Origin of the sequence: Pseudomonas izuensis, from assembly GCF_009861505.1 — a bacterium.
GTDB classification, from domain to species: domain Bacteria; phylum Pseudomonadota; class Gammaproteobacteria; order Pseudomonadales; family Pseudomonadaceae; genus Aquipseudomonas; species Aquipseudomonas izuensis.
Map to the genome: position 1 here is coordinate 114905 of NZ_WTFT01000007.1, position 17424 is coordinate 132328.

13 protein-coding genes are annotated in these 17424 nt (G+C 54.4%); 2 read left to right on the forward strand and 11 right to left on the reverse strand.

Annotated features, from left to right (window positions below; translation table 11 throughout):
• Positions 1 to 23: 23 nt before the first annotated feature.
• The 5 genes from GPL81_RS06745 to GPL81_RS06765 form a co-directional block, all read right to left on the reverse strand.
• On the reverse strand, positions 24 to 380 hold the full coding sequence (locus GPL81_RS06745; protein ID WP_160106033.1) for a hypothetical protein: 357 nt from the start codon (positions 378 to 380) through the stop codon (positions 24 to 26).
• 95 nt (positions 381 to 475) lie between these two features.
• Positions 476 to 2347, reverse strand: a complete 1872-nt coding sequence (locus GPL81_RS06750; RefSeq protein WP_246218904.1) for a TniQ family protein — start codon at positions 2345 to 2347, stop codon at positions 476 to 478.
• Positions 2344 to 3288 carry a TniB family NTP-binding protein gene (locus GPL81_RS06755; protein WP_160106035.1) on the reverse strand — a complete coding sequence of 315 codons (945 nt, stop codon included), beginning with the start codon at positions 3286 to 3288 and terminating at the stop codon, positions 2344 to 2346. Before GPL81_RS06755 ends, GPL81_RS06750 begins: the two co-directional genes overlap by 4 nt.
• Positions 3285 to 5252, reverse strand: coding sequence for a Mu transposase C-terminal domain-containing protein (locus GPL81_RS06760; protein ID WP_160106036.1), 1968 nt, complete (start codon positions 5250 to 5252; stop codon positions 3285 to 3287). Before GPL81_RS06760 ends, GPL81_RS06755 begins: the two co-directional genes overlap by 4 nt.
• Positions 5249 to 5902: a hypothetical protein gene (locus GPL81_RS06765; RefSeq protein ID WP_246218905.1), complete on the reverse strand. Its 654-nt coding sequence runs from the start codon at positions 5900 to 5902 to the stop codon at positions 5249 to 5251. Before GPL81_RS06765 ends, GPL81_RS06760 begins: the two co-directional genes overlap by 4 nt.
• A 526-nt stretch (positions 5903 to 6428) precedes the next feature.
• Here GPL81_RS06765 and GPL81_RS06770 point away from each other — a divergent pair.
• Together GPL81_RS06770 and GPL81_RS06775 are read left to right on the forward strand one after the other, a co-directional pair.
• On the forward strand, positions 6429 to 8189 hold the full coding sequence (locus GPL81_RS06770; RefSeq protein WP_160106040.1) for an N-6 DNA methylase: 1761 nt from the start codon (positions 6429 to 6431) through the stop codon (positions 8187 to 8189).
• Between the two features lie 298 nt (positions 8190 to 8487).
• Positions 8488 to 8670 (forward strand): hypothetical protein, encoded by a 183-nt coding sequence (locus GPL81_RS06775; RefSeq protein WP_246218906.1) that lies wholly within the window; start codon positions 8488 to 8490, stop codon positions 8668 to 8670.
• Between the two features lie 20 nt (positions 8671 to 8690).
• On the opposite strand, the gene GPL81_RS06780 is transcribed toward GPL81_RS06775, so the two are convergent.
• The 6 genes from GPL81_RS06780 to GPL81_RS06805 all read right to left on the reverse strand — a co-directional run bounded on the left by GPL81_RS06780 (position 8691) and on the right by GPL81_RS06805 (position 17362).
• Entirely contained in the window at positions 8691 to 10178 is a 1488-nt protein-coding gene (locus tag GPL81_RS06780; RefSeq protein WP_160106041.1) for a reverse transcriptase domain-containing protein, read from the reverse strand.
• Positions 10179 to 10180: 2 nt separating this feature from the next.
• Positions 10181 to 10741, reverse strand: coding sequence for a hypothetical protein (locus GPL81_RS06785; protein ID WP_160106043.1), 561 nt, complete (start codon positions 10739 to 10741; stop codon positions 10181 to 10183).
• A 139-nt stretch (positions 10742 to 10880) separates the two neighbouring features.
• A complete protein-coding gene (locus tag GPL81_RS06790; protein WP_160106045.1) occupies positions 10881 to 14270 on the reverse strand; it encodes a DEAD/DEAH box helicase family protein in 3390 nt (1129 codons plus the stop codon).
• Between the two features lie 105 nt (positions 14271 to 14375).
• Positions 14376 to 15497 (reverse strand): restriction endonuclease subunit S, encoded by a 1122-nt coding sequence (locus tag GPL81_RS06795; RefSeq protein ID WP_160106047.1) that lies wholly within the window; start codon positions 15495 to 15497, stop codon positions 14376 to 14378.
• Positions 15494 to 17032 (reverse strand): type I restriction-modification system subunit M, encoded by a 1539-nt coding sequence (locus GPL81_RS06800; protein WP_160106049.1) that lies wholly within the window; start codon positions 17030 to 17032, stop codon positions 15494 to 15496. Before GPL81_RS06800 ends, GPL81_RS06795 begins: the two co-directional genes overlap by 4 nt.
• 150 nt (positions 17033 to 17182) lie before the next feature.
• Complete coding sequence (locus tag GPL81_RS06805) at positions 17183 to 17362, reverse strand: hypothetical protein (RefSeq protein ID WP_160106051.1); 180 nt, start codon at positions 17360 to 17362, stop codon at positions 17183 to 17185.
• Positions 17363 to 17424: the final 62 nt, after the last annotated feature.

Here is a 17424-nt window from a genome sequence, read left to right on the forward strand (position 1 = left end):
TTGAACCTTGACGCCCTCGGCCGTCAATGACGGTGACGAGCGGTCGGATGAAACCCCTTCTGCAAGATCTCGATGAACACGCCCAATGATCGACGGCCACCCGCTGCGGCAAAATTGGCAATCACATAACGGCTGCCACTTTCCGTTTCACAAATCCAATGACGCCGGCATTCTTCGAGGCGGAAAATATCGGAGGTGCGGATGGTATGCCCATCTTGAAACCAGCCATCAGCCCTCGCTCTGACATGACCGTATACCTGCCCCACACAGCAACACGCCACAATCCGCGCATTGATGATGTAACCCGTGACCGGCCCCTCGAATTCAGTACGCGTAGCGCGTGCCAACTGGCGTAAGGCATAACGACTGGTGCTGAACATTGCTTGCCTCCTGAACGACTGGTTTAACCCAGCCCTCAGCGATTACAGGCTGGGGGATGTTGCGCAACCCGTTGCGCATGACGCCCACCATCGCGTTACGCCGACCCGGTACAAACGCTGGGTTGCGCGCGTTTGCTGGACTGCGCAGCGCTTACCAGATCGTCGATGCGAAGCAACATGCCACGGCGAGTTCCCTGACCCGTTATGGGTGCCAGCGCAGGTTGAACCCCTACGGGCTTCAATCGATTCAACAGCCAAATCGACCGGGTGTTGGTACGGCGGGCAAGATCGGCGAGCACCGCGAACTCCGACATGAACGTCAACAGATCAGCCAGGGGAATCACCCAATGCTGTTTGCCGTTAACGGACTCTTGGCGAGCGGCCAGAAGGCCGGTCTCAATCCATTCCTTGATCGACTCATGCTTCCACCCTTGCAGACGTACGAGCTGGGTGATGCTCAGCAGCAGCTCTGGTTGTTCCTCTTCAAAGCAGGCTTTGAGTTCAGCCAGGTCGAAGCGAAGTCCAGAGATGCCGGGTACTCCCGCGATGACCGCCACGGGGAGGATCTCTTGATGCAGTATTTTTTGCAGGACCAGGCAAATAGCTCGATCCGGGATACCCCGTCGGATTGAAATATCTTGGAGCCCAGTCCACGCCGACTGATCAACCTCCCTGTGCTGAATACCCTGATGAAGACGAACCACCAGCGCCTCGACATCCGCCGCCAGAAATTCTGCGGAGACCAGTGGCGGACGTTGAGACTTGGTTTTTCTATCCAAGGCTCCAGATTGCATGAGCCGTTCAAAAACCAGCTTGCTGACACCCAGCCGACGACGAACTTCCGTGGTGGTCAGAAACCGCAGGCGGTCTTGACGGACCTTTTCAACCACGTCGCGGTGAATCGACACGAATCGATTCTTGCCTTTAACGGTCACTTTGCCCTTGATCTCGCCTGTGGTGACGGCCGATCGCACCAGCTCCGAGCCTATGCCGATCAGGCGTCCAGCTTCTTCCGAAGACAGCCAGCACTTGTCCTGTAGGTGCTGGGGATCGATGGTGCTGATTCTCAGGTTGAGGTGCCCGTCAAAGTTCAGCGACAGGTGCTGGACCAACGCTTGCCGCAGGCAGTCATACGCGGGATCGGTATAGCGCTGATGCAGCTCGCGGTACCAACCGCCCAAGCGCTTGGCCAGACCGGGGCCTTCAGTACTGGCCAGTCGAGCGCCCAGGGCCTCGTCGAAGCGCGTCGGCCATGACCACAGGAGGCCAAAGCCGGTTTGCACCGATACGATCAATGCACCGACCGACGCTTTGCCACGCGAGGATTTGTTCTCGCGGGAGTCCTCGGACTTGACCGTAAAATGCTTGCCGAGCAGATAGAGGAGGTCGACTACATCAGCGGGCGGTGAGCCCGTGCGCCATGCCGGTGGTAGCGAATGCCGGGCCGGGTGCTCAACGCCCAGCAGGAAAGCTGACAGCGCCAGCGACTCCTCACTGGCCGCGACGGTTGGGCCAAGGGCGTAGGTCTGACCGCACCGGCAGTGGCTAAGCAGGCCGTCAGCGTCGATGCCTTGGTTACAGGCCGGGCAGCGCACCACAAGCTGGATGTCGTGATGGGGGCAGGCGGTCACCAGTGTATGAGCCCATCCGAGGCGATGATAAGGGTTGTCTGCGATGCACTGGGGACACACTTTGACGCCGTCACGGCCCAGGTATTTTGGCCGGAGGATTACGTTCTCGCTGTCTGGAGCCAGTTGGCGAGAGGCCAAGTCCACGACGTCGACATGCAGCCTATCCGCCAGTCGTGCAAGTTCAGCCTCACTGTAGGTCAAGCGGGACTTCATCCCGAAGCTGGCCAAGAGTGCATTAACGCTTGGGGCCAAGTTATGCTCACTGACACGGCGCAGAAAGCCATGCAGCGACTCATCAGGATGCGGTAGGAGGCGAACGATCAAGCTCATGCTCATGCTTTCACTCCTTGTGGTACGGCTTTAGGCATGGACATGTGCGACTCGATCAGCATTTTGGCGAATCCCTGTCCGAGGAGGCTGTCGACAGGCGGGTTGCCTTCAAAGGGATTGAATTCGAGAAACCGGGTATTCACCGCTTCGGCATAGGCGCGCACCAGAGTCTTCTCCGTGATGCTGCGCGCTGTGGCCAAGTGCTCCGCTGCGTGAAACAACTTCACCATCATGCCAATCCGACCGAGGCAGGCGGCATACACACGTTTGGCATAGTCCAGGTCCCTCGCCTCGGGTACGCTCCAGCCGGCCTCGACAAACGCTTCACTCAGGGACAATAGGGCGCCGCGAAACGCCTGTCGCTCACCGGCAGCGTTCCAGTTGTAGGGTCTGAATTCGAACACGGCTTCAGCGCGGTCGCGCAGTTGTTCATTGCGGGTCAGAACCTCGTTCGCCAAGGGCAATCCGGTGAGTACCAAGGTCAGGTTCATTTCTTCGCCCAGCACCTTCAACCAGTCCGCCGCTTCCCGGGCGGCGGTGCGAGAACCACGCTCGGCAAAATGCTGCATTTCGTCGAAGACCAGGACCCTGGTGCGAGTGATCTTGATCAACTCGCAGGCCATGCGGGTCAGCTCCTCGGAACTGGAGCGGTTGTAGCGGGGGGAACCCAGTCCCTCCAGCAGCGCGATAGGCAGGGAGCGACGGGTCGGGTTAACCGGCGTCACCACCCGCACGATAGGCATCCGCCGAACGCCATCGACCACCTTTGGCATATTGTCGGCCATGACTGTTTTGACCAGCTCGCTCTTACCGACCCGAGTCGGGCCGAAGATCGGCAAAATCAACGATTCGCCGGCCAGGCCGCGCTTGACCGTCGACTCCAAACGGTCCAGTGCCTGGCTGAAGGTGGCGTGCTCGATCAGCTCGTACTTCACCAACGCGTTCATTCAGCCTCTCCCTGCACGGATTTCTTGCGGCGAGGCGCGGCCGAGAGTGCGGCTGTCGAAGACGGCACTTCAGTGGTCGTCTCGACCACCGGCCGAGACGGCTCCTGACGCTGCGCTTCAAGCCGCTTGTGTTCGCGCTCCTGATCTCGGGCAGCGCGATTCCGTTGCTTCATGCTGCCGCCGGCCGCCTGAGCACGACCCTCACGAAGTATCTGCACATGAGCGATGTGATAGTCCTCACCCGACAGCTGGGCATCGGATTTACGAAGCGCACGACGAATCTTCCTCGCCTCTTCAAAGCCGATCATTGGCATGCCGGGTTTGGGGTTGGATGCTTCGATCAACACGCTGGGATTGTTGGGGTCCACCACATACACCGAGCGGCAGTCGAGCGGATATGACCTCACCTTGACCTTGGTTCCTTGACCCTGACGCTGATACAGCGCGGCCAACTCCTGACTGTTGTACTTCATACCTTCGAGGCTGACACCCTCTCGGCCCAACGTCAGCTCACGATGATGGTAGTGCAGACAGGCATTCCTGAACTCCTCAGGATCCGGCGGTGGAATCACGACATAGGACTTCTTCAAAAGCGCCATCGCCCGTGCTGGTGAGCAACCCGCTTCGAAGCGGTCTTCCAGTCGTTGCAAAGGCCTTTGCATATACACATCCGCGACCCACCGGATGATCAAGGCTTCTAGCTGCGGGACGGTATACAAACGTTCTTTCATCGCGCGCCCAATCGGATCACGCTCAAATTTCGACTGGGACTTGGTGGACCCTGGTAGCGTATTGATCAGGCCGACTTTCAACGTGCCGAAGAACCGCTCAATGAAGGGCTTGGCTTGGGGCTTTCCAGCCATGGGGTAATCAATGGTGGTATGCAAGTAACGCAGTGCGTTCAGCACCAGACCGCCGTGGTGTTCTTGCGCATTGTCGAGCACCATCGTTTCAATCGCTGCGGGCACCAACCACGGGTGGCTGAGCCCATAGCGCTGGCTGAAGGCCTCGCCTTTAGGCGAAAAACAAAACTCCAGCGCCGACAGTACGAAATGCTGCGAGGGTTTTTCGATACAAACTTTCATCATGATTACCGCACCCGTCGCCGCATCGATGCCCGCATAGCACGTTGCCCGGCCAATGGGTTCACCATTCTCATCGCAGCAGAAGATATCCAGCGGTGTGGCATCGACTTCCACCCGCTCATAGGGACGTTCCACCAACAACTTGCGGATGGCCACCCGCATCTCTTGATCGTGGGTGGCTTTCGACACCCGCCCATGCGCAATGAGTGTGTGTTCCAACGCGCGAATACGACGACAGACACTGCGACGGGAAATCCCACGAAACGGGACATTGCGCTCGGTGGCGCGTGTTCGACATCGATCATTTACCAACATGGTGATTTGACTGACGCTGAACTTATCGGTGTGGAAATACGACCGCATGATTTCATCGGTGACCATTTCCTCAAAATCCAGATCATCCAGGGTCTGCATCCGACGCTTGTTACCCCGAGCGCTGAAACGGGGCGCCAATTGATCCGTCGAGCCGATGAAGCCGGATGATTTGCGCCAGCGCTGAATCGTCCGTGTGGAGGGCAGGGCCAGGTTCAGCTCTGCACAGCGGGTATGCAGACGCTCAACCGTGCTTGTCCAGGAACAACCGTCACGACGCGCCTCGTCAACGTATTCGAGCAGCTCCAGTCGTTGGTCGAGCGCGCTGCGTTCCGTCTGCGTCAGGTTGCGCACTGGCATGGGCTGGACGGCCGATACAGCGGGGCCGTAGCTACGACGATACTGGCCTTGGGCGAATCGCTGCTGAAAATCGTCGATGTTCATCACGAACTCTTCGCCCAGCGCCCCTTGGAGGACGATCTGCGAAATCTCGGGCCGAATGGACGTTACCCGCCGCACCTGGTCGCGCTCCAGCACGATGCTATTCACTGCCAGCAGGCGGCTCATGGACGCACCTGCAAAAATTGAAAGTGTGACAAATCACCAAAAGCCGCACGAACTTCGTTGCTCGGTGAAAACAGGGGAATGGACAAATCGGCGGTCAATAGCCCCGCCAGCAGACCCGCAAGGATGCCGACAGGACCCGACGTCAAGCGCAAGGAAAGTTCCCCAACCGACCAGCAGGTCGCGGAGTCGAGCAAGGCGCTGATCTCTCTTTCCGCTGCTGCACGAGTTAACTCAAGATAACCCGCTCGCAGCAAGTGAAGGTTGGCTAGCGTCTGCATGACCGTAGGAGACACGGCCGTGTCCAAAACGAGCATGAAGCCGATACCGTAGGATCTTAGGCAGCCCTCAATCTCCTCATGCTTAGCTTCGAACGCCGCACTAAACCGAGAATGCTTGGCCTCAATGACCAATACGCTGCCATCATCCAGCCGACACAGGAAGTCGGGGGTGTAAAAGCGCGGTTTGACACCTGGCCGTGGCCGATAGTGCTCACGCGAAGGCAGTACTTTGTTGCTTTGCAATTCGAGCGTGAAGGGTTGCGCGGCAAGCTCGGTTACACGCGGATCAATATCCAGCATCAGACCAATGTCGCGTTCAAGGGCGCTCTCAACGCGCAATTCGCCGCCTTTGCCCTTCAGGGACTTGAGCACGAGTGCACGTCGGCCGCGCCGAATTCTACGGGCAACATCTCTGGCGGAAGTGGGACTATCGGTGTCTCGGATCATGCTGGTGTGCTCCTACGATGCACGGGAAAGTGTTAATCGCCGCAGGAGAAAGTCAAATGACTTAATATCTAAGTAACTATAAAATTCGAATACGTTAATACATACAAAAAACAATCAAACAAAATTTCTACAGGCATTTCAACTAATTGAAAAAACCCTTAAATATCAATGCAATATAATAAAACAAAAACAACAAAAAACTTTAAGACCAACGGTCTTGCGCCAGCTGATATAAAACTCCGCACTTCGCAAAGATGCCCTGATTAACTGGGTTAGAGGGTGAGCCATCGAGGTGGGAAAGACACCTACTCCCAACTGGAAAGCGCTAGCCGATCCTTCCCCAATGGCGAGAAGTGTAACCTTCCCATAAAAAGTAGTCAATACTTTTTGACTAGCAAGACGATTGCGACTAGCCTTGTACGTCTATTCTCTCTACACGCATGTGACGTCTATGACCCGGGACGAGCAAATTTTCAACGCATTGGTCGGCGTCGCTACGGCGTGCCCTGTGGCCGACGCGACCCTACTGGCTCTGCAAATCACGGCATGGGCGCGTTTGTCGCGGCTCGGTAAATTGCCGGCCGATCTTACCTTGCCCAGTCAACTTGAGCTGTCCCCGAACGCGCAAGCAGCCAACTTCAGGCGTGTGCAGCCGTTGATTTCCCCGCAACTGGGTCACACGCTTGCGAAGACCGAACCCACGCTCTCACAGCACCTTCCGCTGCTTATCGAACAAGCCATGCGGCTGGAGGAGCAAGGGCAGCTGCGCGAGTGGAATGCGGACGACGTGCTGTATTGGTCGTCCGATCGGAACTTGGCACACAGCGCTTACGACCCCAGTCTTGCCACTTTCCTGGTTTCACTCGCGACCTCTGACTCACCGGCCCAGGTCTACCTGCCGTGGGAAAATTCCGGCCAACTGGCGACGCGCTGTAGCCGCAAAAACATTGATTGCTGGACGGAATCCTCCGCTCCAGTGGCGGCAGAACTGGTGCTGGCGCAATTAAATGGTGCGCGTCCGGATGTTCACCAGAACGACCCGGTGTTAATGCCCACCTTGACCGAGCAGGGCCAACTCAAACGTTTTCCGGTCAGCCTGAGCATCCTTGAGCACGGACGGCGCTATGACCCCAAGGATGTGGAACATGATCCTCACGAGCGTTTTCCGGAAAAGACGCAGTCGAGCATGGTGCTGAACCTGCGACATCTCCTCGCACAGACCAGTGGCAAAATCATTGCCGTCGTTCCCAACAATGCGCTCTTCAATGCTGGCGCTGAACGGTTGCTTCGAGCCGATTTGCTTCAGAAGCGCATGATCCACTCAGTCATTGCCCTGCCGGGCGGGTTGTTTTCCGGATCTCCTGCCGCCGCTTCAGTGCTAATTCTCGATACCGTGACACCGTCCGACACCATTCGATTCGTGAAAGTAACGGATGAGTTCACCGCCAGCGGACCTAAAAAACGCACTGAGCTGGTCAGATTGCCGGAGCTGCTGCGGACCGTGCGGGATCGCGACAACAATGCCATGGCAGTGAAAATGGCCGCCAACGACATTCCACGGGACGAATGCAACCTGGAAGTAAGTCGCTACTTACTTGACGACCAGACGCACAAACTGGACGTCCTGCTGGCCACTCAACCCACGACAAAATTGCTCGATCACTTCGACATCGTTCGCGCCCGCCAGTACGCAACGACCCTACAAGGGGTGCCGGTTCAAGAAATTCAGGCAGCAGACCTCCCCGACTATGGCCACGTGCAAGGTGCCAGCAAAGACTCGTTGTTCGATCTCAGTACACCGAAAGCCCTGAGCTATTTTATTCAGCGCAACGACGTTCTGCTCTGCATCAAAGGCGCGGTAGGGAAGGTCGGCCTCGTGAAATCGGCGCCTGACAGCGGGGCCGGAGGCTGGGTCGCCGGCCAGTCGCTGGCCATTTTGCGCTCGCGCTCCCCGGGGCAGTACGATCCCGGGGCGCTGATGGTCTACTTACGCTCGCCCATGGGCCAGGCCCAACTCAGCCGATTGGTCGTGGGTAGCAGCACGCCCACCCTTCAAGGTTCGACGCTTAAAGAACTGAAAATCCCGGCGATGAACATCGTGCAACAGGGCATGGCCAGCGAAGCACTGGAGGAAGAGGCGGCCGTGCAATGGGAGATTGACCGCTTGCGTCAGAAGCAATCACGGATTGCTGCGGCGCTGTGGAAGCTGTGAGCGGTCGCGCGGGACTCGAACGAGTTAACAGCGACCCAGCAGTCATTGCTTAAACTCCATCATTATCGTCAGCTGCTTCGCGGTGGGTCGAGGAGTAGAGGCAAGGCACGGACATTGCTCCACCCCAGGGCCGCTTGGGCGCGCCAGTATCCTGCGCGTAATTGGACGTTATGGTGAATCCGCCCCCACAGTTATCCACCGCCTGGTGACACTGAAGGGCCAACCTGGTCGCCGGATTCTGTGACTGCGCTATACCAATACCCTGGGTACTGGTTGGACGCGAGAGCAGGGGATCAACATGAAAAGAGCCATCGAGCAGGACACCCTGGCGGCGCTGGTCGAGACCGGGGCGGTGGGGGAGTTTCGCGTGCTGTGCGACGGCGAGGCCTGGCGCCTGGAGCTGCGTCTCGGCGCCAAGTGTCTGCCGATCCGCTCGCGGCAGTCGGGCGGTTCTGCGAAGGGGTGGGGATCAAGGTACTGATGGTCGACTTGTAGAAGAACTCAGCCTTTATGCTCTTTGATGTAAGCAGCGAGCTTTGCCAGTGAGGATTCGACATAGCCCCTAGGTAGACCTCCTACCGGTCGCCCCTCCCCTGCGTATGAAAGCATATAAGCGGCTTTCCCACGCATTACATCTATTTGGCCAGCATATTTTTCAGGGTTCAATGTCGCCTGATGCAATTCTGCTCTGAGTTTTCTTCTGCTTTTTCTAGTCGGTTGAGCCCACTCATTGACCACAACGCCGGTGACAACCTTTCTTGAGGACGGCCCGAAAATTCTCGTTTTACTTTTATTTATCACAAGACCTATTGAATTAAGTAAGGCCTTAATTTTTTCAATTGCACCTTGTACAGCCTCTAAACTTTCACCACTAAATGTAATGTCATCTGCATAGCGCGTATATTCAACACCTATCGATTGGCAGTAATTAAACACTTCATCATCAATTCTATATAGTGCGATATTAGATAATGCAGCGCTTGTTGGAGCGCCCTGCGGGAGACCGTCATTATAAGAGGTTAGACGAGAAACTAAGCTGGCCATATTAGTTTCCATCCCGCTAGCAATTAACTCACGAAATACAATTTTTCGACTAAGGGAAGGGAAAAAATTCTCCACATCAATATTAGCCACGAATCTGCGACCTACATGAACCTCTGCATTATTCCTGACTGTACAACCACGACTATAGGCCATCGCCGAAACATGTACGGGGCATCGATAAAGCACATAATCCAAAAGAAAGTATTGTGCTACTTTCATCATCGTACGCGGCGACTGAATATTTCTTGTCCCTCCATTAGACTTAGGTATTTGGAAGGTACGATAATGGCGCTCAGGTTTATGAATTAACAAGCCAATAAGTTGAGGGCTAATTCCGAGTGCTAAGGATATTTCATTAAGACCGATACCATCACTGGGTATCGAGTCTAGCCCATTCGCTTGGGCACAGGCCTTAATTGTCGGGAAAGACAAAAATCGGAAAAAAGGGCCAGAAGCGCGGGAGGAAGAGCCAACAAAAAGTTGCTTTGCGAGAAGCGGCCAACAGGCGCGGTCTGCTCGACGAGCTACGCGAGGAGGGCAGACCGCGCCTGTTGGCCGCTCATCCTCTTGTAGTGGTTGGTCAACAATTACGGCTGACGAAACATCAGCCTTCTCTGATTCACCGGCTTCTGGTAGATGGAGCTTAGCTGCTCGTAAGTTCTTTAGCAAGAACAAGCGCGTTCGATCCCGAACCTTACGCTCTTTAGGATTGAGCTTCTTATCGCCTTGCCTGGTTAGTGAATACAGTTGACTCTTTTTATGAACGCTAACTACATCTCCATCAGCAATCCAGCCATCAAAAACTGTTTGAATAACGGATGGAGACAGCAGGTTATCATCACCAATAAGTGAAGCACCTAAAAACTTACTAACAGAATTTGCATCGGCTGGTTGTATACAGCCCAAAGCAAGCCTAACCAACTGAACATTTACTATTATGGCCATTTTTAAAGTCCAGTAGCTGGGCGACCACGGCCACCTATAAAGTAACTTGATCTGCGCCCTCTAAGACGCCTCAAAATTGGCTCAATTTCTGCCTTATCAAAATCAACAAACAGTGTTTTCCCGAAGTCATCCACTGCTCGCGCTGGCCCCTCATTAAAATAAGACTTATCTTTTTTGTAATCTTCATTCACGAGCAGAATCAAGTCACACTTGTTTTCACCATGATACTGAAGCCAATGGACAAATAAGCCTAACTCACAAAAAGAACCAACACTGTCAGCGACGATTACAATCGCGCCACACTCTTTTTTTATGAACTCCAGCTCATTATCATGAGCATAGCCTTTCGTACGTGTTAGTCGTAAATCTTCAAGACCGTCATCTTCTCCGAGAACGACCTCAAAGCTTTCACTCTCAAGAGCCTCAAGAAGTCGCTTGCGTAGTCTCGCAGCTGGCGTTGTCAAGCCCACCAATGTCGGGCCACAGAGAAATACAACCATTCGGTTGTTGCTATAGAGATCCATTGCACTCTGTGCAAATCGTTCAACAGAAGGCAATGCCATTTAAGGTTACCCCATTGTTTTGAAAGTAAGCCTAGGCTAGGTTCACTCTATGTCCATATGCAAAACATCATTTTCGAAAAATCAGAACGTTGCAATTAAATACAAGCACATCGTCGCCATTTACACCGCATTCCCAAATCTACGCGACAGCTGTTGCTCGTATACTCACCAGTACATCCACGATCTGCGTCACCGCAGCAGCTGGGAACAGCCCCATCGGCCCTTGTGCGTTCAAATCGGTGAACGGTGATTCGAACAGCCGCGCAGCCTCCATCACACCTGTCTGCGTCAACTCCTGCACGATCAGATTGATGAACTCTATCTGGTTCGGCGTTGCCTTTTTGTCATTGATGAACTTGCTGAAAGCCTGCATGGCCGCTTCGCGATCCAACCCCACCAGCGAGCGGATAAAGATGCCCAGGCCATGGCTCTTTTCCTTAGCCTCATCAATCAGCGCCTGAGAGCCACCCGCATCGATCAACATTTTCTCCAGCTCAACCAGGTCAGAGGGTGTCAGTGCCTGGTTGCGGCGCAATCGCTGTAAGGAGAGGTGTGCTTCATGGGCTTTTAGGAAAGCTCTGACCTTCTCTTTGAACTTGCCCATGTTCAGGCCAGCGGTGACCTGAGGCAGGTCGATCAAGGCAACTTCGCCGATCTCATCCTCAAAGTTTGAATAGACGATCTTCTTTTGTCGCTTTGGAATCAGCCGGATCAATGCCCGCAGTCGACGGCGTACAGTTTCCAACATGGGCAGGGTGACACCCTCCCACCACTCTTCACTACCCAGAGACTGGATCAGCACCATTTCCGCCTTGATAGCCGGTATGTTGGTTTCAGCCTCCAAAGCAGCAGCAATAGCCAGGATTTTCTCTTTGAGACTCAGGAAGTCCGGCTTGGCTTGTAGGATCGCCAACTGGGTGCGCAAAACCAGCATGTCGAAACGCTTGGCGTCTTCATCGTCATCGACCTGTTCGGAGGGCAAGTCCGCTACTTTACTGGTCAGTTCGTGGAACTCTTCGGAGCCAATCGCTTGCCAAGCTTCTGCCTGGGCAAATTTCTCGACGAACTGGCGTTGTGGGCGCACCACGAAGTTATCCACATTCATGGAGGCTACTTTGTCGTGCAGCAAGCCGGCAGTCTCGTTACGCAACTGAGAGATGCTCACTGGGTTGCCATCTTCTCCGGCCTTGATGCCTTCCTGAAGCTTCTTGTCCAGCTCGGTGATCATCTCCAGCCGTGCCTTGAACAGGCGGGTACCCAGCGCTTCGGTAGACGAACCTTCGGAAAACTCCGGGTTCTGGCTGAAGAACTCCAGGTTCTGGCAGAAGTCGAAAATGAAGAAATTTTTCTTATCCTCGCCAGGGCCGAACAGATCTTTGCACAGTCGCGTGCCACGCCCGACCATTTGCCAGAATTTGGTCTTGGAGCGGACGACCTTGAAGAAAACCAGGTTCACCACCTCAGGCACGTCGATACCCGTATCGAGCATGTCCACCGAGATGGCGATGTGCGGCATCTTGGCCTTCTTAGAGAAGTCGTCGATAAGCGTCTGGGCGTACTCGGTCTTGTAGGTTATCACGCGGGCAAAGTGGCCTTTGTAGTGCGGATAGTTGATGTTGAAGCGCTCGGCGATGAAGTCCGCATGTGCATTGTTCTTGGCAAAGAGGATGGTCTTGCCCAGTTGATCACCACCGGCCACTTTCTGGCCCTTGGTCATCAGCAGTTCCAGTACCTTGTCGACCGTGTCGATGTTGAATAGCCACTGGTTCAGCTCAGCAGCATCCACCTCATCCGGAATGACGCCTTCATCATTCCACTCAAGCTCATCCCATTGTGCCTTTTCATCCTCGTTGAGTTCCGCATACTTGATACCTTCACGCTGGAACTTCAGCGGCACCGAGATCGGAACCGGCGGCACCAGGTGACGGTCAGCCACCGCCTCATCCAGACCATAGGCATCGGTCGGTACACCGGTTTCCAGGTCGAATAGCCCATAGGTATTCTTGTCGATTTCGTCCTTGGGGGTGGCCGTCAGGCCCACCAGCAATGAATCGAAGTATTCGAAGATAGCGCGGTACTTCTGGTACACCGAGCGGTGTGCCTCATCAATCACGATCAGGTCAAAGTGGCCCACACCAAAACGGCGCTGGCCATCCTTAGCTTCGTCGATCAGGCCCATCATGGTGGGGTAGGTGGACAGGAACACCCGGCCTTCGGTGTTCTTTTCGGTGACCAGGTTCACCGGGGCTGAATCGGGCAGATAGGACTTGAAGGCGTTCACCGCCTGATTCACCAGCGCCACCCGATCCGCCAGAAACAGCACACGCTTGACCCAGTTGCTGCGAATCAGCAGATCGACTAGCGCAATCACCGTACGAGTCTTGCCGCTGCCGGTGGCCATGACCAGCAGCGACTTGCGCTGCCTGTCCACCTCGAAGGTCGCCCCTACACGACGCACCGCACGAGACTGGTAATAGCGTTCGACGATCTCGCTGTTGATCACCGCTTCGGCCAGCGGTTTACGGCTGTTGCGACGTTGAATCAGCAGCTCTAGCTCGTCTTTCTTGTAAAAGCCCTGTACAGACCTAGGTGGGTAGGACAAGTCATCCCACCCCCAGTGCTCGTAGCCATTGGTGTAAAAGATCACCGGGCGCTGGCCATAGATCTGCTCCAGGCAGTCGGCATATAGCTTGGCCTGCTGTTGGCCCACCTTCGGGCTCTTGGTGGTGCGCTTGGCCTCAACCAGCATCAGCGGCTTGCCGTCATCGCCCCACAGCACGTAATCCACGTAGCCGGTATCCTCACCGTTGGGCATGCCAGCGACTTTGACTTCGAAGTTCTTGGCTGGATCCAGGTTCCAACCAGCCTCCTTCAGCAACAGGTCGATAAAGGCCTTGCGGGTCTCGGCCTCGGAATAATCGTGGGTATCGGGCTGAGCAACGTTGGCCTTCTTGGCTGCCGCCACATCTTCTCGCAGACGCTGCAATTCTTCATTCAGCGCCGCATGCTGGGTCAGCACTTCGGAGAGCTTTTCGTCCTTCTCCTTGAGGCATTTCTCCAGCGTCAGTAGCTGCTCAGCCGATTGCGGAGCGATTTGGGATGGCTTAGGCAGCAGATCGAGGGAAAACGTCTGGCTACCGGAGGGGCGAGCGCTTCGCCCATAGGTACGGGCAAGCCAGTAGCAGAAGTGAAACAGTTCACGGGTTGCATTTTGCGCATCCGAAGTCGCGATCTTCTTGGTGCCATGAACGGCCAAATTACCCAGATCCTTGATCAACCGGGCCTTGGTGAATAGGGCATTACCCACTCCCTCGCGGAAAGTAGGTTCATGAATCAGGGCACTCAGGGTGTCCTGGTAGGGTAGCTGGAACGACTTGTCGTGGGTGTATAGCCAGGCAACCGCAATTTCTAGCGCACGCCGTGCATAGAAGCAGGTCGTGCGTGGGTCGCTGTTAACTGCGCCTTCCGCCTTGCTGGCAGCGTCGTGCAGCAATGTCCATTCATTCGTGAGGAAGGCGAAGTTACTCATAGTTTGGCTTTCTCCCTAATTTACTCTTTCATCCGCTATGTTCAGTTGCTGCCACAGATACTGCACGAATTCATACCGTTCCGTAGCACCTACTTTGCTGCTTGGTCAGAGTTTCCCTTGAAAGGCACGGTGTTGGAGTGACGAAAACAACGAGTTAATTTCTTTTAACGCTCTTCGATGAACCTCAGCTAGTCGCGATATTTTGGCAATGCGTAGACCGAATTCATTTTGCAAATGAATTGGCGGAGAAATGAATGAAATTCCTTCAACAACAGTTTGATTGACTTTATAAGTACCGTTTGTGGTGCGCGCGAGAGACTCAATCTGATCGCGTATAGATGTAGACCCCCAAACGTACCGTAAATAGTCGCGCTGAGTTTTTTCTAGTGAAATTCGTGCAGCAATTATCGTGTCTGGGAAAGCCACCCCTGGCATCGAACGCGCGGGGAAATCTCCCTTTCCCACTAGCTGAAGATTACCATTGCCACGACAAATCAAAAAATCATTCTCATTTACAGTGTGGTCTGGAGAAATCTCAGACTTGAAAATTCCGGGTTTCTGAGACGTCTCGTCAAAACGACTTCCAGTAACAGCAGAAAGCGTTAGCACTTGTGCTTCAATCTTTCCGGACTTCGAAGGAGATATACCATTCCGCAAGGGGTAGGAAAGAACTTCACCAAGTTTGACTATAGGCCACCCCCTCGAATTAATCTTGGGGTCACCAAACATATCCAAAAAAAACGACTGCGCGAGGCGGTCGAGTTGTACCAACGCCTCGCGACGCTTGGTGCGGAGGGTGTCAACTTTGTCGAGGATGGCAGCGATGCGGCGTTGTTCGAATAGTGGAAGGATCACAACCTCAACGCGCTTCAAATACTTGAAATGTCTGTCATATCCAGCATCAGGCAATCGAAGCTGCTTCAGGTAGTAGTACAAATACTTTAGGTCTGCATCGATCTTTGGACGCAACACCTTGACCCCATCAGCCCCCATGCAAAACGGCGCATCCATGAATTTCACACGCCGGGTGTGGTCACCAAAGATAATTGCCGGTTTTCCGTTGCCGCAGATTCGTTTCTCGTCATCTACGTAACCGGCAATCAGAGCTTTGCCTTGGTCAACAACCGGAAACCTACCTTCAGCCTTGTAATCGCTTTGAAGGGTTTTGATGTTCCCTCCAGATTCGTCAGCGAATACGTCTTCAAATGGCACTCGAGTGATGCTCACTTCAGCATCCCCTCCAACTCAACCATTCCTGCCTGAATTTCCGCCTCCAGCTGTTTTAGCTGTGCAATGATCTCCAGCGGCGGCTCATACTCAACTGCTTCATGCACTACTTCCTTGTAGCGATTGATAGAGAGGTCATAACCCTGCGCTGCAATTTCCGATTTAGGCACGCAGAAGCTTTGTGCAGTACGCGGATTATCTTTCTCACTTTCCTCGCGACGATGCCAACGGGCGAGGGCATCAGGGAGGTTATTTTTGCAGTGTTCTGCTTCGCTAAGGGCTTGCGCTAAGCAAGGGCCAAGCTTGTCGCTGTCCAGCAAGGGCTGGCGCCGGTCATCCAGACTCCAGCCATCGGCCTGCATGTCATAGAACCAGATGTCCTCAGTGCCGCCTGAATTAGTTTTGGTGAACAACAGAATGGCGGTAGACACACCCGCATAAGGCTTAAAAGCTCCTGACGGCAGAGAGATAATGCCATCCAGTTTCTGCTCTTCGACAATCATTCGGCGCAGCTCCTTATGGGCCTTGCTTGAGCCGAACAATACGCCATCGGGCACGATCACCGCCGCTCGGCCTCCAGGCTTGAGTAGACGCAGAAACAAAGCAAGGAACAGAAGCTCGGTCTTCTTAGTCTTGACAATGCTGAGCAGGTCTTTCGCGGTATTCTCGTAGTCCAAGCTGCCAGCAAAGGGCGGGTTTGCAAGGATCAGCGAATACTTTTCTTCGTCCCCAGCATGATCTTGGGCCAGCGAATCCTTATAGCGAATATCTGGATTATCCACTCCGTGCAGAGCCATGTTCATGCAGCCAATGCGCAACATGGTGTTGTCGAAGTCGTAGCCATGAAACATACCGTTATGGAAATGCTCCCGGTCGGTATGGCTATTGAACAAATCGGCATGTCTTTCACGCAGATACTCGCCGGCAGCCACCAGGAAACCACAGGTGCCGCTAGCGGGATCACATATAACATCGTTGGATGTAGGCGCTGTCATCTCGACCATCAGCTGGATGATATGGCGCGGCGTGCGGAACTGGCCGTTCTGTCCTGCTGAAGCAATCTTGCCGAGCATGTACTCGTAGATATCCCCCTTGGTATCGCGATCCTCCATCGGCACGTGGTCGAGCATGTCGACGACCTTGGCCAGCAAGTTCGCAGTAGGGATAGTGAAGCGCGCGTCCTTCATATGATGCGAGTAGGTTGAACCATCTCCGCCCATGCTGCGCAGGAAGGGGAATATATGTTCACCCATCACCAAATGCATTTCAGCCGGGGCGAAGTTCTTGAAACGAGACCAGCGCAGGTCGTTGTAGCTGCGTCCTTTGGTGTCATCCCCAGTAGGATAAATCGGATTACGTATATCTTGACCCAGGATACGAGCCTTGGCTTCCTCAAGCATCTGCGCGTCATCGAGACGGCGGATAAAAAGTAAATAGGTGATCTGTTCCATCACCTCTAAGGGGTTGGCAATCCCCCCCGACCAAAAGGCATTCCAGATAGCGTCGATTTGGCTGCGAATTTCACCGGTCAGCATGACGCTTACCACTCCTTAATAGTTTTGTTCGAGCCCTGAATCAATGAAGCTCTGGATAGTTGCCGGCCATGATAACCGACCGGTCACCCGATAAGCAGCCAATACCCCCACAAAGTGAAAGCCCCCGGCAGTAGGAACTTCCGGGGGCTTTCACATGAGCATTAATTTTAGCCGAAGAGGCAAATAATTTTTTCCACCTACCGCAGCCAAGCAGCCAAGCAGCCAAGCAGCCAAGCAGCCAAGCAGCCAAGCAGCCAAGCAGCCAAGCAGCCAAGCAAGAATGCGGTTCGTTTCGATGAAACCAAAACCATGTTCCATCACATCGCCCATAAAAGGCCCATACATGGGCTGCGAGCATGGTGTGTATCGTTTTGGTTAGGCTGGAGCCACAA